Source organism: Pseudomonas sp. TUM22785 (genome assembly GCF_028198105.1).
Lineage (GTDB): Bacteria > Pseudomonadota > Gammaproteobacteria > Pseudomonadales > Pseudomonadaceae > Metapseudomonas > Metapseudomonas solani.
In genome coordinates this window covers 1,065,848-1,083,411 of sequence record NZ_CP116239.1, presented here as the reverse complement: position 1 = coordinate 1,083,411, position 17,564 = coordinate 1,065,848, and the positions used below count along the sequence as shown (strand labels likewise).

Annotated in this window: 16 protein-coding genes; 7 read left to right on the top strand and 9 right to left on the bottom strand. The window is 67.6% G+C overall.

From position 1 onward, the window contains the following. Positions 1-74: 74 nt before the first annotated feature. The 6 genes from PI990_RS05125 (at position 75) to PI990_RS05100 (ending at position 5,751) form a co-directional block, all read left to right on the top strand. Positions 75-1,415 carry a nucleobase:cation symporter-2 family protein gene (locus PI990_RS05125; protein WP_021217535.1) on the top strand — a complete coding sequence of 447 codons (1,341 nt, stop codon included), beginning with the start codon at positions 75-77 and terminating at the stop codon, positions 1,413-1,415. A 21-nt stretch (positions 1,416-1,436) separates the two neighbouring features. Next, a complete protein-coding gene (locus PI990_RS05120) occupies positions 1,437-2,813 on the top strand; it encodes an amidohydrolase family protein (RefSeq protein ID WP_271659986.1) in 1,377 nt (458 codons plus the stop codon). A gap of 121 nt (positions 2,814-2,934) precedes the next feature. Beyond that, positions 2,935-3,537, top strand: a complete 603-nt coding sequence (locus tag PI990_RS05115) for a GNAT family N-acetyltransferase (RefSeq protein ID WP_021217533.1) — start codon at positions 2,935-2,937, stop codon at positions 3,535-3,537. Between the two features lie 285 nt (positions 3,538-3,822). Continuing rightward, entirely contained in the window at positions 3,823-4,188 is a 366-nt protein-coding gene (locus PI990_RS05110; RefSeq protein ID WP_271659985.1) for a VOC family protein, read from the top strand. 85 nt (positions 4,189-4,273) lie between these two features. After that, positions 4,274-5,281, top strand: a complete 1,008-nt coding sequence (locus tag PI990_RS05105) for a response regulator (protein WP_263403911.1) — start codon at positions 4,274-4,276, stop codon at positions 5,279-5,281. A 2-nt stretch (positions 5,282-5,283) separates the two neighbouring features. Then, the gene (locus PI990_RS05100) at positions 5,284-5,751 is read left to right on the top strand and encodes a PAS domain-containing protein (protein ID WP_043245029.1); all 468 of its coding nucleotides are present in this window, start codon (positions 5,284-5,286) and stop codon (positions 5,749-5,751) included. A gap of 585 nt (positions 5,752-6,336) precedes the next feature. Here PI990_RS05100 and PI990_RS05095 read toward each other — a convergent pair. The 8 genes from PI990_RS05095 to yedA all read right to left on the bottom strand — a co-directional run bounded on the left by PI990_RS05095 (position 6,337) and on the right by yedA (position 16,015). Beyond that, the gene (locus PI990_RS05095) at positions 6,337-7,806 is read right to left on the bottom strand and encodes an aldehyde dehydrogenase family protein (RefSeq protein ID WP_271659984.1); all 1,470 of its coding nucleotides are present in this window, start codon (positions 7,804-7,806) and stop codon (positions 6,337-6,339) included. 19 nt (positions 7,807-7,825) lie between these two features. After that, positions 7,826-8,638 carry an ABC transporter permease gene (locus tag PI990_RS05090; protein WP_043245027.1) on the bottom strand — a complete coding sequence of 271 codons (813 nt, stop codon included), beginning with the start codon at positions 8,636-8,638 and terminating at the stop codon, positions 7,826-7,828. A gap of 1 nt (position 8,639) precedes the next feature. Beyond that, on the bottom strand, positions 8,640-9,551 hold the full coding sequence (locus tag PI990_RS05085; protein WP_021217527.1) for an ABC transporter permease: 912 nt from the start codon (positions 9,549-9,551) through the stop codon (positions 8,640-8,642). A 105-nt stretch (positions 9,552-9,656) separates the two neighbouring features. Then, positions 9,657-10,796, bottom strand: a complete 1,140-nt coding sequence (locus PI990_RS05080) for an ABC transporter substrate-binding protein (RefSeq protein WP_021217526.1) — start codon at positions 10,794-10,796, stop codon at positions 9,657-9,659. A gap of 80 nt (positions 10,797-10,876) precedes the next feature. Then, a complete protein-coding gene (locus PI990_RS05075; protein WP_271659983.1) occupies positions 10,877-11,995 on the bottom strand; it encodes an ABC transporter ATP-binding protein in 1,119 nt (372 codons plus the stop codon). Between the two features lie 661 nt (positions 11,996-12,656). Continuing rightward, positions 12,657-13,487 (bottom strand): response regulator transcription factor, encoded by an 831-nt coding sequence (locus tag PI990_RS05070; RefSeq protein WP_271659982.1) that lies wholly within the window; start codon positions 13,485-13,487, stop codon positions 12,657-12,659. A 208-nt stretch (positions 13,488-13,695) separates the two neighbouring features. Then, on the bottom strand, positions 13,696-15,021 hold the full coding sequence (locus PI990_RS05065) for a DEAD/DEAH box helicase (RefSeq protein WP_271659981.1): 1,326 nt from the start codon (positions 15,019-15,021) through the stop codon (positions 13,696-13,698). Positions 15,022-15,109: 88 nt separating this feature from the next. Continuing rightward, the gene (yedA, locus tag PI990_RS05060; RefSeq protein ID WP_271659980.1) at positions 15,110-16,015 is read right to left on the bottom strand and encodes a drug/metabolite exporter YedA; all 906 of its coding nucleotides are present in this window, start codon (positions 16,013-16,015) and stop codon (positions 15,110-15,112) included. A gap of 159 nt (positions 16,016-16,174) precedes the next feature. Here yedA and PI990_RS05055 point away from each other — a divergent pair, with 159 nt between their 5' ends. Next, complete coding sequence (locus PI990_RS05055; protein ID WP_021217521.1) at positions 16,175-16,648, top strand: Lrp/AsnC family transcriptional regulator; 474 nt, start codon at positions 16,175-16,177, stop codon at positions 16,646-16,648. A 295-nt stretch (positions 16,649-16,943) separates the two neighbouring features. Here the strand turns inward: PI990_RS05055 and PI990_RS05050 are convergent, their stop codons facing one another. Continuing rightward, positions 16,944-17,546 carry a 3'-5' exonuclease gene (locus PI990_RS05050; RefSeq protein WP_271659979.1) on the bottom strand — a complete coding sequence of 201 codons (603 nt, stop codon included), beginning with the start codon at positions 17,544-17,546 and terminating at the stop codon, positions 16,944-16,946. Positions 17,547-17,564 lie beyond the last annotated feature (18 nt).

The following is a 17,564-nucleotide window of genomic DNA, read 5'->3' as shown; positions in this document are numbered from 1 at the left end:
AGCCGGGCGACGGCCCTGGGCACACTGAACGGGTTCCCTCAGCAACAAGAACAATTCGCCAGAGGACTTACACCATGAATTCAGCCGTGCACCCGGTAGACCAGATTCTGCCGCTCCGTCAGATGCTCACCCTCGGCCTGCAACACATGGCCGTCTCGTACATCGGCGCCATCGCCGTCCCCCTGATCGTCGCCAGCGCCCTGAAGATGTCCCAGCCGGACACCGTGCTGCTGATCAGCACCACGCTGTTCTGCTGCGGCATCGCCACCCTGATGCAGACCCTGGGCTTCTGGAAGTTCGGCGTGCGCCTGCCGATCCTCCAGGGCGCTGCCTTCAGCAGCGTGGGGCCGGTGATCGCCATCGGCAGCAACCCCGACATCGGCGTCGCCGGCATCTGCGGCGCGGTGATCGGCGCCGGCCTCTTCACCATGCTGGTGGCGCCCTGGGTGGGGCGCCTGCGACGGCTGTTCCCGCCGGTGGTCACCGGCTGCATCGTCACGGTGATCGGCCTGCAGCTGTTCCCCATCGCCTACGAATGGGCCGGCGGCGGGCGCAACCACAGCGACTTCGGCGCTCCCGGCTTCCTGCTGGTGACGGTGGTGGTGCTGGCGGTGATCCTGCTGGTGACCCGCTACGGCAGCCCGCTGCTGCGCAACATGTCGGTGCTGATCGGCATGCTGGTGGGGGGCGGCCTGGCCTATGGGCTGGGCATGGGCAACTTCCACGGCGTGGAAGAGGCGCCCTGGCTGACGGTGCCGGTGCCCTTCCACTTCGGCGTGCCCACCTTCGCGCTGATCCCCATCGCCACGATGGTGGTGGTGATGATCGTGCAGATGGTCGAGTCCATGGGCCTGTTCGTGGCCATCGGCGACATCGTCGAGCGCCCGGTGGAGGACCGCCAGGTGGTCGCCGGGCTGCGCGCCAACGGCCTATCCAGCGCCATCGCCGGGATGTTCGCCGGCTTCCCCTTCATCGCCTTCATGGAGAACGTCGGCCTGGTGATCCTCACCGGCGTGCGCAGCCGCTGGGTGGTGGCCGTCAGCGGGCTGATGATGTGCGCCGTGGCGCTGATCCCCAAGGCCGGCGCCGTCATCGCCTCGATGCCCACCGCCGCCCTGGGGGGCGCTGCCGTGGCCATGTTCGGCGTGGTCGCCGCCGCCGGCATCCAGACCCTGGCCAAGGTCGACTACGAGCGCAACCGCTACAACGTGCTGATCGTCGGCTTCACCATCGCCGCCGCGCTGGTGCCGGTGCTTTCCCCCGCCCTGTTCCATCAACTGCCCGAGTGGAGCCAGCCCTTCCTGCACAGCAGCGTGGTGATCGCCTGCCTGGTGTCGGTGGGCCTCAACGCCGCCCTCAATGGCGTCGGCGTGCCGGACACCGCGAACGGCAAGACCCTCCACGACGTGCTCTGAGCGCAACCACGGGAACCTTCCATGAACGACATCCTGATCAAGAATCCCCAGTCGGTGATGACCGGCCTGCGCGGCGACCGCGCCCGCGCCGGTGGCGTCGACATCCGCATCCGCAACGGGCGCATCGCCGAGATGGCCAACGACCTGCAGCCGGGGGCCGGCGAGCGGGTGATCGACGCGCGCCACTGCCTGGTCTACCCGGGCTGGGTGAACACCCACCACCACCTGGCGCAGAACCTGCTCAAGGCCGTACCCGCCGGCCTCAACCAGGACCTGCAAGGCTGGCTGGCCAGCGTGCCCTACCCGCGCCTGTCGCGCTTCACCACCGAGCTGGTGCGCATCGCCGCGCGCCTGGGCATGGCAGAGCTGCTGCTGTCGGGCGTCACCACCTGCGCCGACCACCATTACCTCTACCACGCCCATGGCAGCACCGAGAGCGGCGACGCGCTGTTCGACATCGCCGAAGAATTCGGCATGCGCTTCGTGCTCTGCCGGGGCGGCGCATTGGAATCGGCCAACGCCCACCCGGGCTTCTCCAAGACGGCGCTGCAGCCGGAGAGCCTGGAACAGATGCTCGGCGACATCGAGCGGCTCAAGGCGCGCTACCACCAGAACACCCCGGACGCCCTGCGCCGGGTGGTGGTCGCCCCCACCACGCCGACCTTCTCGCTGCCGCCGACGCTGCTCCGCGAGCTGGCGCAGAGCGCCCGGCGCATGGGCCTGCGCCTGCACACGCACCTGTCGGAGACGCAGAACTACGTGAACTTCTGCCGCGAGAAGTACAACTGCCTGCCGGTGGAGTTCGTCGCCGAGCACGAGTGGCTGGGGCCAGACGTGTGGTTCGCCCATATGGTCCACGCCCAGCCCTCGGAGATCCGCATGCTGGCGCAGACCGGCACCGGCATCTCCCACTGCCCGGTGAGCAACGCGCGCCTGGGCAGCGGCATCGCCCCGGTGCCGCAGATGGCGGCAGCCGGCGTGCCCATCTCCCTGGGGGTGGACGGCGTCGCCTCCAACGAGTCCGGGAGCATGGTGGGCGAGGCCAACACCGCCTGGCTGATCCATCGCGCCAACCAGGGCGCCTCGGCCACCCTGGCCGAGGACGTCATCCACTGGGGCACCGCCGGCGGCGCCACGGTGCTGGGCCTGGGCGCGGTGGGCACCCTGGAAGTGGGCCAGGCCGCCGACCTGGTGCTCTACGGCCTCGACCACCCGCGCTTCTTCGGCTTCCACGACCCGGCCCTGGCGCCGGTGCTGGCCGGCGAGCCGATGGCGGTGCGCTACAGCCTGGTGGGCGGGCGCCTGGTGGTGGATGACGGGGTGATCCCGGGGCTCGATATCGAGCGCCTGCGCCGCGAAGCCCTGGACGGCGTGCAGCAGCTGCTGCAGGGCGACTGAGGCCGGAAAGCCGCGCTGCCCGGGGCTCAGGGCGGCGCGGTGGGCGGCTCGGCGGGGCACTCGCGAAACGTGGCACGAAAGTGCTAATTTTCGCATTCCCCTGCCCTTCCGAGCCCCCGCCATGGCCCTGACCTTCCGCCCCGCGACACCGGCCGATGCCCCGGCCATCGCCCCGCTGGTGTACCGCTCCGGCCCCGCCGCCTTCGACCACGCCTTCGCCCGTGGCGGGCGCAGCGCGGTGGACTTCCTGCGCTGGACCCTGGCGCGGGAGGCGGGCGAGTTCGGCTACCGCCTGCATTGGGTGGGCGAGCAGGATGGCCGCATCGTCGCCACTGGCACCGCCTTCAGCGGCGAAGCCAACCTGCGCAACAGCCTGGCGGCGCTGGGGCAGATCGTCGGCTTCTACGGCTTCGGCGCCGCCGCGGTGATCCGCCGCGGCCTGCAGCTGGAGCGCATCATCCAGCCGCCACCCGCCGCCACCTGCTACCTCGCCCACCTGGGCGTGGCAGAGGGCCTCACCGGCCAGGGCATCGGCCAGCGGTTGATCGACCACCTGCTGCACCTGGGCCGCCATGACGGCCTGCAACGCGCGGCCCTCGACGTTTCCGCCGCCAACCCCCGCGCCCAGGCGCTCTACGAACGTCTGGGCTTCGTGGTCGAGCACGAGCGCCCCTCCCCTATCCCCGGCATCGCCGCCCATCGGTTCATGACCCGGGGGATTTGAGGGGGGTCGCGGACCGTAGGATGGCGTAGAGCGAAGCGAAACCCATGCTGTGCCGTGCATGGCCTGATCACCCCATCGCGAATGAATTCGCTCCTACCAGGGCGGCGGCGCTGCGCGCCGCTTGGCGACTGAAGTCGCCCCTGCATCGATCATGCGGAGACGCGACCTTCGTGCTCCTGACGGGCTACCGGAGCGGGTATTCCTGGGTTTAGGATGCGGCTGCAGGCGCCCGCAGAGGCGCCCACCTGACCGCGACGGCCTGTTCACCGACCACAGGGATAGCCCATGAGCACGCTGGAAACCGTTGAAATGAAGGCCTTCGTCCCCGCGAAGGACTACGAACAGAGCAAGGCCTTTTACCTGGACCTGGGGTTCAAGCCCGGCGGCGTCTCCGAGGAGATCGCCTATTTCAGCCATGGCGACTGCGCCTTCCTGCTGCAGAACTTCTACGAGCAGGCTCTGGCCGAGAACCTGATGATGCACCTACTGGTGAAGGACGTTGAGGCCTGGTGGCAGCACGTGCAGACCAGCGGCGTGATCGAGCGCTACGGCGTGCGGGCCATCCCGCCCGAGGACCAGCCCTGGCGCATCCGCGACTTCATTCTTTTCGACCCCAGCGGCGTGCTCTGGCGTATCGGCCAGAACATCTGAGCGCAATCCCGCCGGCGCCCGTGCCGGCGAGCCCCGGGCCAGCGTCTATGCTTGCTCTGACCTGAAGTGACGGCGGTGCCGCTAAGTGATTCCCCTCCTCGTCTGCGATGACTCGATGATGGCGCGCAAGCAACTGATCCGCGCGCTGCCCCAGGATTGGCCGGTGACCATCACCCAGGCCACCCAGGGTGAAGAAGCCATGGCCGCCATTCGCCAGGGTTTGGGCCAAGTGGTGCTGCTGGACCTGACCATGCCGGTGATGGATGGCTACCAGGTGCTGGCCCAGCTGCAGGCCGAGGGCCTGGTGGCCCAGGTGGTGGTGGTCTCTGGCGACATCCAGGAAGAGGCCCAGCGCCGGGTGCTGGAACTGGGCGCCCTGGCCTTCCTCAAGAAGCCCGCCGACCCCGCCGAGCTGCGCGCCGTGCTGGTGCGCCTGGGCCTGCTCAAGGTGCCGGCACCGGGCGTGCCCGCCGAGCCGGTGCCCTCCCGCGAGGACCTGGTCCTCAAGGTCAACTTCCGCGATGCCCTGCGCGAGGTGAGCAACGTCGCCATGGGCCGCGCCGCCGCGCTGCTGGCCAAGGTGCTGAACGTGTTCGTGCAGCTGCCGGTGCCCCAGGTGAACATCTTCGAGGTCAGCGAGCTGCACATGACCCTGGCCGACGCCCAGAGCGGCGAGCGGCTCAGCGCGCTGTGCCAGGGCTTCATCGGCGACGCCATCGCCGGCGAGGCGCTGCTGCTGTTCCACGACTCCGAAATCGCCGACATGGCCAACCTGCTGGGCTGGCACCCGGCCGACGACAAGGAAACCTCGGAGATGCTGCTGGACCTGGCCAGCATCATCATCGGTGCCTGCCTGGCCGGCATCGCCGAGCAGATCGACGTGCGCTTCTCCCAGGGCCACCCGCAGCTGCTCGGCCAGCATGCATCCATCGAGCGGCTGATCCACCTCAACCGCACCCGCTGGAAGAAGACCCTGGCGGTGGAGATCAGCTACAGCGTCGAGGGCCACAACGTGCACTTCGACCTGCTGCTGCTGTTCACCGAGGACTCGATCCCGCGCCTGACCCACAAGATCCGCTACCTGATGGACTGACCATGCCGGCACAGATCGATATCAAAGAGGTTCACTGGCTGCTCGACATCGTGCAGTGCATCGACGTCGGCGTGATCGTTCTCGACCGCCAGTACAAGGTGGAGGTGTGGAACAGCTTCATGGAGAACCACTCCGGCATGGGCCCGGACGAGGTCCACGGCAAGGTGCTGTTCGAGCTGTTCGACGAGATCGACGAGACCTGGCTGCGACGCAAGGTGGACAGCGTGGTGCAACTCGGCACCCGCGCCTTCAGCCTGTGGGAGCAGCGGCCCTACCTGGTGCGCTTCAAGAACTACCAGCCGATCACCGGGGAGGAGGACCTCATGTACCAGAACGTCACCCTGCTGCCGCTGATGGGCGCCAGCGGCAGCGTCGAGCACCTCTGCGTGGTGATCTACGACGTCACCGAGGTGGCGCGCTACAAGAAGCAGGTCGCCGCCCTCCGCGCCGGCGACGGCGGCCCGGCGTAACGCCCACCGATCCGTTCGTTGTGCACACGGCGAACCCTGCGTGGAGGCCTCGTAGGATGGGTAGAGCTCCGCGAACCCCATCGATGTGGAGCCTCAGGCATGACGCTGTACAGGGGCTCGACTCCGCCTGGTGGAGGTAAAAAGCGACCTCCACCCTACGCATGGGTCAAGCCCATCCGCCGCCCTGTGGGAGCGAATTCATTCGCGATCAACCGATCCGGTCATGCACAGACACAGGGCGGGTGGGCCGGGCGGCGCTCCGCTTCAACCCACCGTTTCTCCTCGACCTGCTCGGAGTTTCCGCGTGACGAGGTGCCGATCCTGACTCCGCGTGGGGCGTCGTCGTAGGATGGGTAGAGCTCCGCGAAACCCATCGATGCGAAGCCTCAGGCATGATGCCGTGCCGGGGCCCGACTCCGCCTGGTGGAGGTAAAGAACGACCTCCACCCTACGCAGCGGTCACGCTTGTGCGGCGGGGGCCTGCTGCTTTTGTAGGAGCGAGTTCATTCGCGATGGGCGATCCAGCCATGCACACCACAGCATGGGTTTCGCTTCGCTCTACACCATCCTACGGGGCCCCTCGCATCACTTGAGGTACCACCCCCAGGGCTCCTGGCTGCGGTACTCGGTGACCTGCTTGACCTCCAGGTAGTTGTCCAGCCCCCAGCGGCCGAGCTCGCGGCCGATGCCGCTGTGTTTCATGCCGCCCCAGGGCGCCTGGGTGAAGGTGGGCTGCGAGCAGTTGACCCAGACGATACCGGCGCGCAGGCCGTTGGCCACCCGGGCGGCGCGGTCGAGGTCGGCGCTCATCACCGCGGCGGCGAGGCCGAAGCGGCTGTCGTTGGCCAGGCGCAGGGCGTCGGCTTCGGTCTTGAAGCGCTTGACGCAGAGCACCGGGCCGAAGATTTCGTCGCGCCAGATGCTGGCGTTGTCCGCCGGCTCGTCGAAGATGGTCGGCTCGAGGAAGTAGCCGTGGGACAGGTGTGTGGGGCGCTTGCCGCCGCTGATCAGGGTCGCTTCGCGGGTGCCCTGCTCGATCATGCCCATGACCTTCTGGTACTGCCCGGCGCTGACCAGCGGGCCCAGCAGCACGCCGCGTTCCAGGCCCGGGCCGATGGTGATGCGTCGCGCCTCGGCGACCAGGCGTTCGAGCAGGCGCGGGGCGATACCCTCCTGCACCAGCAGCCGCGAGGTGGCGCTGCACACCTGGCCCTGGTTCCAGAAGATGCCGAACATGATCCATTCCACCGCCGCTTCGATATCCGCGTCGTCGAAGACGATGAAGGCCGACTTGCCGCCCAGCTCCAGGCTGATGTTCTTGATATCGGCCGCCGCCGCCGACATGATTTTCGCCCCCGTGGGCACGCTGCCGGTGAAGGCCAGCTTGTCTACGCCCGGGTGCTGGCTGAGGGGCCCGCCGGCGTCGCCGCCGAGGCCGGTGACCACGTTGAGCACGCCCGAGGGCAGGCCGATGCGGTCCGCCGCACTGGCCAGCTCCAGGGCGGTGAGCGGGGTCAGCTCCGAGGGCTTGAGCACGCAGGTGGCGCCGGCGGCCAGGGCCGGGGCGACCTTCCAGGCGGCCATCAGCAGCGGGTAGTTCCAGGGGATGATCTGCCCGGCCACGCCCACCGGCTCGTGGCGGATGCGGCAACTGAAGCGCGCATCCGGCAGCTCCAGCGCCTCGTCCTGGCGGCCGTCCAGCTCCCGCGCCAGTTCGGCGTAGTAGCGGAAGCAGCCGATGGCGTCGGCGATGTCCCATTGCGCCTCGGGCAGCGGCTTGCCGTTGTCGCGCACCTCCAGCACCGCGAGGGCGTCCTGGCGGCCTTCCAGCTCGCTGGCCAGGGCCTCCAGCCAGCCGGCGCGCTCGGCGCCGGTGGTCTGCCCCCAGCCACGGTTGAAAGCCTGGCGCGCGGCGCGCACGGCGTGGTCGATGTCTTCCTCGGTGGCCGCCGGCACGCGCTGGATCAGGTCGCCGCTGCTCGGGTCGATCACGTCGAAATGGCCACCCAGGTCCGGGCGGACCCATTGCCCGTTGATATACAGCTGGTCACGCATGGTGTTCTCCAGGTGGTCGTCAGGCGCCGGTACGGCGGTTCTGCAGGTAGCGGGAGGTGAACAGCAGCGCCAGGGAGGCGCAGATGATCACGGTCGAGATGGCGTTGATCTCCGGGGTGATGCCCCGGCGGATGGACGAGAAGATGTAGATCGGCAGCGTGGTTTCCGAGCCGGCAACGAAGAAGGCGATGATGAAATCGTCGAAGCTGAAGGTGAACGCCAGGAGAAAGCCGGCCATGATCGCCGGGGCGATCTGCGGCAGCACCACGCGGCGGAAGGTCTCCAGCGGCGGCGCGTAGAGGTCGGCGGAGGCTTCCAGCAGGGCCTTGTCCAGGGACTCGACGCGGGTGCGGACGATGACCATCACCAGCGCCATGGTGAACAGCGAATGGGCGGCGACCACCGTGACGAAGCCCATGCGCAGGCGCGGCAGGCCGGCGCCGAGAATCACATCCAGCAGCGGGTTGAGCACCTCGAACAGGCTGATGAAGGCGATCAGCGTGGCGATGCCGATGACGATGCCGGGGATGATGATCGCGCAGTAGGTCAGGGCGTCGAAGAACATCCGCACGCGCCGCCCCACCCGTTGCAGGCCGAACACCGCGAGGGTGCCGAACAGGGTGGCGATCAGCGCCGAGCACAGGGCGATCAGCGCGCTGTTGCCCAGGGCTTCCATGATGAAGGGGTTGCCGAAGGCGCGGCCGAACCACTGCACCGAGCAGCATTCGAAGGACAGCCCGCTGCGCCCGGCGTTGAAGCTGAACAGGATGATCAGCGCGATGGGCGCGTAGAGGAACAGGTACAGCGAGGTGGAATAGCTGCGCAGCCACATGTCAGAGCATCCCGTCGGTGGAGCGCTTGCCGTAGCGCGCCACGAGCTTGAGGTAGAGGAAGATGATCACCAGCATCATCGCCACCAGGGTCATGGCCACCGCGCTGCCGAAGGGCCAGTTGCGCGATTGCAGGAACAGGTCGACCAGGGCGTTGCCGACGAAGAACACCTTGCCGCCGCCGAGGATGGCGGGGATGAGGAACTCGCCCATGAGCAGGATGAACACCAGCATGGCGCCGGTGATCACCCCCGGCGCGGAGAGCGGCAGGGTGACCCGGCGGAAGGTTTCGAAGGCGCTGGCACCGAGGTCGGAAGAGGCTTCCAGCAGGCGCTTGTCGAGCTTCTCCAGGCTGACGTAGATGGGGAACACCATCAGCGGCAGGTAGCCGTAGACGATGCCGATCAGCACCGCCGTGGGGGTGTTGATCAGGCGCACGTCCTCCAGGCCGACGCTGGCCAGCAGCGCGGGGATGCCCTTGCCGCCGAGGATGAAGATCCAGGCGTAGGTGCGGATCAGGAAGCTGGTCCAGAACGGCACGATCACCAGGGTCAGCAGCAGCGAACGGTTGCGCTGCACCTTCACCGCCAGGAAGTAGGCCAGCGGGTAGGCCGCCAGCAGGCACACCAGGGTGCCCAGCGGGGCGAGGAACAGGGTGTTGGCGAAGGCCTTGGCCCGCGAGCCGAGGTTGAGGTAGTTGTCCAGGGTCAGCGCGGCGGCATAGCCCCCAACCGGGCTGCGCTCGCCGAGGCTGAAGACCAGGATGATCACCAGCGGCATCAGCAGCATCAGCAGGAACCACAGGGTGGAAGGCAGCAGCAGGAGCAGCGTGACGCGGCGGCCGAGGCTGCGGCTTTCGACCGGCGCGGCCTGGCCCGCATCGACCGCTGCGGGAGCGCTGAGAGCGACGTTCATGGAAGAGTCCCTACGATTCATGGAGGCGACCTGGGAGCGAGCTCTGCTCGCGAATGCGGCGTCGCGATTCACGGGTGGAGCTCGCCCCTGCGACGGCAGCGACGGTCAGGCAGCCTTGAAACGCGCCATCAGTTCGGCACGCTCCGGGCTGGTGAGGGTGGCGGCGGCGCCGAACTCCAGGGCGCTGAGCAGCTCGGCGGCCGGGTACATGATCGGGTCGTCGAGCATCGCCTTGGGCAGCAGCGCATCCACGCGCTTGTCGCCGCTGGGGTAGCCGTGGGCCTCCACTTCCAGCTTGTTCACCTGCGGGTCGAGGAGGAAGTTGATCAGCGCGTAGGCGGCATCCGGGCGCTCGGCGCCCTTGGGAATGGCGAAGAAATCGCTCCACAGCTCGCCGCCTTCCTTGCCCAGGGTGAACTGCATGTTGGGCAGGTCGCGGTGCAGCTGCGAGCCGTCGCCGGTCCAGCACATGGACATCCAGGCGTCGCCGTTGCGCATCGAGGGCTGGTAGTCGGAGTTGATGGCGAACAGGTGCGGCTTGACCTCCAGCAGCAGCTTCTCGGCGTCGGCCAGCTCCTTCGGGTCCAGCGAGTTGAAGCTGTAGCCGAAGGACTTCAGCGCATTGCCGATGGCGGTGAGCTGGTAGTCGTGGACCATCACCCGGCCGGAGGCGTCGCCCTTGGCCAGTTCCCAGAACTCCTTCCAGCTGCTGGGTTTGGATTTGATCTTGTCGCTGTCGTAGACGAAGCCGGTGGTGCCCCAGTTCTTCGGCACGGCGTAGAGCTTGCCGTCGACGATGCCCTGCTCCATGAAGCGCTTCTCGTAGCTGGCGGCATCGAAGTTGGGCAGGCGCGCCAGGTCCAGCGGCTCGATCAGGCCCAGCTCGACGTAGGTGCTGATGGTGTAGTTGGTGGGCACGAAGAGGTCCCAGCCGCTGCCGCCAGCCTGGAGCTTGGCGAGCATCTCCTCGTTGGAGCCGAACACGTTCATCTGCACGTGGGCGCCGGTCTTCTCGGCGAAGGCGGCGAAGTTCTCGGCGTTGTGGTAGTTCGGCCAGGTGGCCAGCACCACGCGGTCGCCGATGGCCTTGTCGGCGCCATAGGCCTTGCTGGTGAGCAGGCCGGGCATGTGGGTGGCGACCACCGCAGCGGCCAGTCCGAGGCCAGTGCGGCCGAGGAATTCGCGTCGGGTGATGGAGCCGTTCTGCCAGCTGCGCATCTGTTTGATGAAGTCTTTACGGTCCATTGCCTGCTACCCCGCCAGTTCGTCTGTGGTTTTTATTCACTGCAGAAGCCCCCGCGATGCCTTGCAGGGGGGGTTGAAACCTAGAGCGCCATGGCCAGGCCGGCGGCCTGGTCCCAGCCGATGCGCACCGGCGCGCCGTGCTCGAAGGCCGCCTTGTCGCGCCCCGTGTGGCCCGGCACCCGCACGCAGACGATGCCGAAGGGCTCGGTGCGCACGCGGTATTCGGTGAGGTTGCCCAGGTAGATGCGGTCCACCACTTCGCCGGCCAGGCTGATCTCCCGGGCCAGGGCGTCGGCGGCGTTGCCGATGGCGATCTGCTCCGGGCGCACGGCGATGCAGCCGGGGTCGCTGGCGGCCAGGCGCGGGCCGGTGGGCGTGGCCGGGCTGGCCAGTTGCAGGCCCTGGGGCATGTCCAGCAGCACACGGTCGCCGTCCACCTGGCGCACGGTGCCGGTGAACAGGTTGGATTCGCCGATGAAGTCCGCCACGTAACGGCTGGCGGGGGTTTCGTAGAGCTGCTCGGGGGTGGCGGTCTGGATGATGCCGCCGTCCTGCATGACGCTGATGCTGTCGCTCATGGACAGCGCTTCTTCCTGGTCATGGGTGACCAGCACGAAGGTGATGCCGACCTCGCGCTGCAGGCGCAGCAGTTCGGACTGCATCTCCTTGCGCAGCTTGCGGTCCAGCGCCGCCAGGGGTTCGTCCAGCAGCAGCACCGTGGGCTTGTTGACCAGGGCACGGGCCAGGGCCACGCGCTGCTGCTGGCCGCCGGAGAGTTCGTGGGGCTTGCGCTGGCCGAAGCCGCCGAGGCGCACCATCTCCAGGGCTTCGTCGGCGCGGCGGCGCTGTTCGTCGCGATCCGGCCGCGGGTTGAGGTAGCGCAGGCCGTAGGCGATGTTTTCCGTCACCGTGAGGTGGGGGAACAGCGCGTAGCTCTGGAACACCATGTTCACCGGCCGCTGGTGCGCCGGGATGCCCGCCACCGGGCGGCCGCCGAGCCAGACTTCGCCGGCGCTGGGCTGCTCGAAGCCGGCGATCATGCGCAGGGTGGTGGTCTTGCCGCAGCCCGAGCTGCCGAGGAAGGAGTGGAAGGCGCCGCGACGGACCTTGAAGTTCAGCCCGCTGACCGCGCGCACCGAGCCGTAGCTCTTTTCCACGTTGCGGAATTCGATATCGAAGACAGCCTCTGCATCGCTCACGACCAGCCCCTTTTCCAGGTGTTCCTGCTTGTGGAGCCACGCTAGCAACCGCCGTTTCGGGCTGTATATATCCCTCCGGGGATAGGGCTGGCCGGCCACAACCAGCGCCCTGTCAGTTACCGCAGCTATGCACAGAAGCTGTGGATAACTTTGTGGACAGAGGGTGGATGGGCGCGTGCGCACCACTCCCGGCAGGGGCCACCGCCAACTGCTCAAAAAACGATCAATCGCTCTACCCCGGAGTGCGTCGGTGGCTAGCAGATCGAACCCTGTCGGGCAAGGGTTCGAGTGCCCACAGAAACGGTGGATGAAGCTGTGGATAACTCGTCTATAACCTTCTGCAGCCCACTGGATACGGGCACCTTGAGAATATGTACAAAAAATGAACAGCGGTGCAAAACTGCGATTTCAGGTCGCAGCGGCGACGAAATGCGCCTGCCACCCAGGCCCCGCGAAGGCAAGCTTTTTTTCTGCATAAAAAGGCTTGCCGCACAGGCCGAAATGCCGCAGGGGGTGCGGTTTTCTGCTCACATTATCTGTGGAACGGATTGTGGATAACTCGTGGACAGGCGGCCCGGGGCCAAGCGCCGCGCGGCTTCCAGCATGATGGATGGTTATTGATCAGCGCCGCTAAATTCCACTTGGCGATAAGCGAAATGCCTCAGATCGCCGCACGCAATACTGCTTCGCTGACCACCTCGCGCTGGCCGGCAAGGTCGCGCACCAAAAGCCCGAGCAACTCCGATTGGCTGCCGATACCGAGCTTGGCGTAGATGTTCTTGCGGTGGATCTTCACCGTGCCGGGGCTGATGGCCAGGTGCTCCGCCACCGAGGCGCTGGAGTGCCCGCGCAGGAGCATCTGCACCACTTCCTGTTCGCGGGCGGTGAGCAGGTGGGCGCCGAACTGCTCGAAGGTTTCGCGGATCTTGTAGTCCAGGTCCTGGGCCGGGCGTGGCTGGTGGGCGCGGCGCTGTTCCCAGGCCTCCCCCACCACCTGCTCGACCACCGCCTGGGCGCAGTCGAGCAGTTGCATCTCGTCGCGGCTGTAGGCCGGGCTGCAGGCGCTGCGCATCAGCGAGAGCACCGCCTTGGCGCCGTCGGCCAGGTCGATGAAGAAGGCGATCTCCTCGGTGAGGCCGGTCTGCTGGTAGTAGGTGACGTAGTACTCGCCCAGGTAGAAGTGGTCCGGGGCGAACTGACGCAGGCGCCACAGGCCGGGGGCCTGGTTGCGGGTGCAGGCGAGGTAGAAGGGATCGAGCAGGTAGGGGCCGACCTGGTAATCCTCGACGTAGACGTGGCGCTTGTCCGCCGGGAAGGTATCGAACAGCGCCAGCGGCCGGTGGTTGCCCTCGTAGACGAAGAGCACGAAGTGGTCGACGTGGCAGATCTGCTGCAGCCACTGGGCGAGGCCGAGCAGGCGCGCACGGCCGGCGGGCTGTGACAGCAGGTGGGCGACACCGGTGGTCCAGTGCTTGAGTTCCTTGGGGCGCATCATGGAATCGTCTGACGTGGGACGGCGCTTTGAACGCACTAGGCGTTCATCATTTCGCACAGAAATGCACGATTTGCGCCAATATCCCGAACTCTGGCCAATCCCGCGCCAGGCTGCGCGCCGCCTCGCTCAACGGCCTGCGCAGTGCACCTCGATGGTTCGCCGCGCCCCGCGTTGCGTCACCCGACGCTACACCGGGCGGTAGCAGTCAGCCCTTCTTCGCCTTGCCGAACCCCGGGCCCTTGCGCACGGCCTTGGCCTTCGGCGCCTCGCTGTCGATCCAGTTGCCCAGGCGCGACGGCTTGCCACCCTTTGCGCCGGCTTGGGGCTCCTTGGGTTTCTTCGGCTTCTTGGGCTTTTTCAGGATGGCGCCGGTGGCGTCGGTCTGCGGTACCCGGTGATCGGGGACGAAGCCGGGCTCGTCGCGGCGCTGCAGGGTCTGCTTGATCAGCACTTCGATGGCCGAGAGCAGCTGCACCTCGTCGGCGCAGACCAGGGAGATGGCCTCGCCGGTGGCGCCGGCACGGCCCGTGCGGCCGATGCGGTGCACATAGTCCTCGGCGACGATGGGCAGGTCGAAGTTGACCACCAGGGGCAGGTCGTCGATGTCCAGGCCACGGGCGGCGACATCGGTGGCGACGAGGATCTGCACCTCGCCGGCCTTGAAGCGCTCCAGGGCACGCAGGCGCGAGGGCTGCGGCTTGTCGCCGTGGATGGCGTCGGCGGACACGCCGGTGCGTTGCAGCTCGCCCACCAGTTCATCGACCCCCTTGCGGGTTTTGACGAAGACCAGCACCTGGCCCCAGCGGCGCTCCTGCAGCAGGTGCAGGAACAGCTCGGACTTGCGCTTCTTGTCCACGGTGGTCACCCACTGTTTGACGCTGCGGGCGGCGGCGTTGCGCGGGCTGACCTCGATGGACAGCGGGTCGCGCAGCAGCTCGCGGGCCATCTGGCGGATGGCGTCGGAGAAGGTGGCGGAGAACAGCAGGGTCTGGCGGCGGCGCGGCAGCGCGGAGAAGACATCGTCCAGCTCGCGGGAGAAGCCGAGGTCGAGCATGCGGTCGGCCTCGTCCAGCACCAGCGCCTGCACCTGGTTGAACTTGACCGCGTTCTGCCGGTACAGGTCGAGCAGGCGGCCGGGGGTGGCCACCAGCACGTCGATGCCCTTGCGCAGCTTCATCATCTGCGGGTTGATGCTGACCCCGCCATACACCGCATAGGTGCGCAGCGGCAGGTTCTGCCCGTAGACGCGGAAGCTCTCGTGAACCTGCTCGGCCAGCTCGCGGGTGGGCACCAGCACCAGGGCGCGCACCGAGTTGGCGGCCACCTGCGGGCCTTCCAGGGTCAGGCGCTGCAGCAGCGGCAGGGCGAAACCGGCGGTCTTGCCGGTGCCGGTCTGCGCGGCGGCCATCAGGTCGCGGCCCTTGAGTACGGCGGGGATCGCCTCGGCCTGCACCGGCGATGGGGTCTGGTAGCCGAGCGTGTCGAGCGCGCGCAGCAGGGGGTCGATCAGGCCAAGGGAAGCGAAGGTCATGGAGGTAACAGCCAGGGAACGGAAAGGCGCAATTCTATCAGGCCGTTGGAAAACTACCTGCGTTCCTTGGCCGGATTCCGGCCTCCCGTCAGCTCGTCTGCTGCAGCACCGGCTCCTTGGTCTTGCGCCACTGCGGCAGGCCGATCAGCACCACGGCGCTGATGATCACCAGCATCGCCAGGCCTTCCTCGCCGCCGATGTGTTCGCCGGCGAAGAGCACGCCGAGCAGCACCGCCACCGCCGGATTGACGTAGGCGTAGCTGGTGGCCGCCGCCGGGCGCACGTTCTTCAGCAGGTAGAGGTAGGAGCTGAAGGCGATGATCGAGCCGAACACCACCAGGTAGGCCAGGGCCGCCCAGCCGGCGGGGGTGGGCAGGGTTTCCATGCGTTCGCCGCTCAGCGCACTGCCCAGCAGCAGCGCGGCGCCGCCGGCGAGCATTTCCACCGCGCTGGCCATGGGGCCGGCGGGCAGCGGCAGGTGCTTGCTCCACATGGAGCCGAAGGACCAGCTGGCGGCGGCAAAGAGGATCAGCGCGGCGCCCAGGGGGCTGGCCTGGAGGTTGGAACCGAGGTTGAGCAAGGCGATGCCGATCAGCCCGAGGACGATGCCGGCCCATTCCAGGCGCGTGGTGCGCTGGCCCCAGATAAGCCCGAACACCAGGGCGAACAGCGGCACCGTGGCCACCGCCAGGGCGGCGACGCCGGAGGCCACGCCCAGGTGCTCGGCGAGGGTGACGCCGCCATTGCCGCAGCTGAGCAGCAGCACGCCGATCACCGCACCGGCCTTCCATTCACGCAGTGTGGGCATGGGCGCACCGCGCCAGCGCAGCCAGGCGAACATCAGGCTGCCGGCGATGACGAAACGCACGCCGGCCATGAGCAGCGGCGGCCAGGATTCGACGCCGATGCGGATCGCCAGGTAGGTGGACCCCCAGATGATGTAGAGGGCTATGAAGGCGCCGATCAGCAGGAGGGGAAAACGTTGCGCAGGCATGGGGGGCTCGACGATCCGGTTGGCAGAGTGTTTATTCTATGCAAGGCCATATGGGGAAAATAAGCGATGAAACCTGCTTCAATGGCCCCTTAACTTTCGAATCAACGCCAATAAACGCTGTTTGCCTTTTTTCCTAAACACAGCGCGTGGAGACCAACGATGGACAAGTATGATCGCCTGCTGCTCTCGGCGCTGATGGAGAACGGACGCGCCTCGTTCGCCGACCTGGCGCGCCGGGTCAACCTCTCGCCCCCGGCCGTGGCCGACCGCGTGGCCAAGCTGGAGGCCAGCGGGGTGATCACCGGCTACCACGCCGCCGTGGACCCGGCGAAGATCGGCCTGCCTATCGAGTGCGTGATCGAATTGCGCCTCGCCGACCACGACTCCAAGCGCGCCCTGGAGGCCCTGGAGAAGATCCCGCAGATCTCCCTCTGCCACCGCATCACCGGCGACGCCTGCGTATTGATGAAAGCCGCCGTGGCCACCATGCCGGAGCTGCAGGACCTGATCGACCGCCTCAGCCAGTACGGCGCCAGCAAGACCTCGCTGATCCTCTCCACCCCCTTCGAACGGCGCATCCCGGCGGAACTGCAGGTGCACACCGGCAAGGTGGAGGCGTTGCGCAAGGTGTGAGTGGCGGGTAGCCCATCGCGAATGAATTCGCTCCCACGGGGATACGCTTCGTAGGTTGGTGCCGAGCGCAGCGAGGCCCAACGCAGCCCTATCCGGCCTCGCTGCGGGCAATCCTGTGGGAGCGGCTTCAGCCGCGAAAGCCCCGCCGCCGGTACTGAGCTAAGGGTGGCCGGGCACTCCATCGCGAATGAATTCGCTCCCACCAGGCGGTGCGGGACTCGACATCGCCTGGTGGATGAAAGGAGCGTCATCCACCCTACGCAAAGCACCTCGCCGAGTGCGGCGCCGAGCGCATCTACAACCGCTTCAGCGCATCGAGGATCTTGGCGGCGGGGACTTTCTGCAGGCTGCAGAACAGCTCGTGGGAGATCCGTTGCACGCCGTGGCGGTCACGCAGGCGCTCGGCGATGAAGAGGGTGAGGTTGGCCGCCATCTCGGCATCGGCCAGCGCCCGGTGGGCCTGGCCGGTGTGGGGCAGGCGCGCCCAGCTGTTGAGGGTGCCGAGCTTGTGGTTGGGCGCCTCCGGCAGCAGGCGACGCGACAACAGCAGGGAGCAGGCGAAGGCCTGCCGGCGACGGCGACCGAGGCGCGCCAGCTCGGCGTCCCAGAACTTCTGGTCGAAGGAGGCGTTGTGCGCCAGCAACGGGATGTCGCCGACGAAATCCGCCACCTCGCCTATCACCTGGGCCGCCGGCGGTGCAGCACGGACCATGGCGTTGCTGATGCCGGTGAGGCTCTCGATGAAGGGCGGCACCCAGACGCCGGCGTTCATCAGGCTCTGGTAGCGGTCGACGATGCGGCCCTGGTCGAGGATGACCACGCCTATCTCGGTGGCGCGGCAGTTGTCCCCCGGCGTGACGCCGGTGGTTTCGAAGTCGATGACGGCTATGGGGTCCACGGGGTTTCCAGTGTTTCG

Excerpts from the sequence above, each read along its gene's own strand:
- PI990_RS05125 (WP_021217535.1), top strand. The coding sequence starts at position 75 with ATGAATTCAGCCGTGCACCCGGTAGACCAGATTCTGCCGCTCCGTCAG.
- PI990_RS05120 (WP_271659986.1), top strand. The coding sequence starts at position 1,437 with ATGAACGACATCCTGATCAAGAATCCCCAGTCGGTGATGACCGGCCTG.
- PI990_RS05115 (WP_021217533.1), top strand. The coding sequence starts at position 2,935 with ATGGCCCTGACCTTCCGCCCCGCGACACCGGCCGATGCCCCGGCCATC.
- PI990_RS05110 (WP_271659985.1), top strand. The coding sequence starts at position 3,823 with ATGAGCACGCTGGAAACCGTTGAAATGAAGGCCTTCGTCCCCGCGAAG.
- PI990_RS05100 (WP_043245029.1), top strand. The coding sequence starts at position 5,284 with ATGCCGGCACAGATCGATATCAAAGAGGTTCACTGGCTGCTCGACATC.
- PI990_RS05095 (WP_271659984.1), bottom strand. The coding sequence starts at position 7,806 with ATGCGTGACCAGCTGTATATCAACGGGCAATGGGTCCGCCCGGACCTG.
- PI990_RS05090 (WP_043245027.1), bottom strand. The coding sequence starts at position 8,638 with ATGTGGCTGCGCAGCTATTCCACCTCGCTGTACCTGTTCCTCTACGCG.
- PI990_RS05085 (WP_021217527.1), bottom strand. The coding sequence starts at position 9,551 with ATGAACGTCGCTCTCAGCGCTCCCGCAGCGGTCGATGCGGGCCAGGCC.
- PI990_RS05080 (WP_021217526.1), bottom strand. The coding sequence starts at position 10,796 with ATGGACCGTAAAGACTTCATCAAACAGATGCGCAGCTGGCAGAACGGC.
- PI990_RS05070 (WP_271659982.1), bottom strand. The coding sequence starts at position 13,487 with ATGCGCCCCAAGGAACTCAAGCACTGGACCACCGGTGTCGCCCACCTG.
- PI990_RS05065 (WP_271659981.1), bottom strand. The coding sequence starts at position 15,021 with ATGACCTTCGCTTCCCTTGGCCTGATCGACCCCCTGCTGCGCGCGCTC.
- yedA (WP_271659980.1), bottom strand. The coding sequence starts at position 16,015 with ATGCCTGCGCAACGTTTTCCCCTCCTGCTGATCGGCGCCTTCATAGCC.
- PI990_RS05055 (WP_021217521.1), top strand. The coding sequence starts at position 16,175 with ATGGACAAGTATGATCGCCTGCTGCTCTCGGCGCTGATGGAGAACGGA.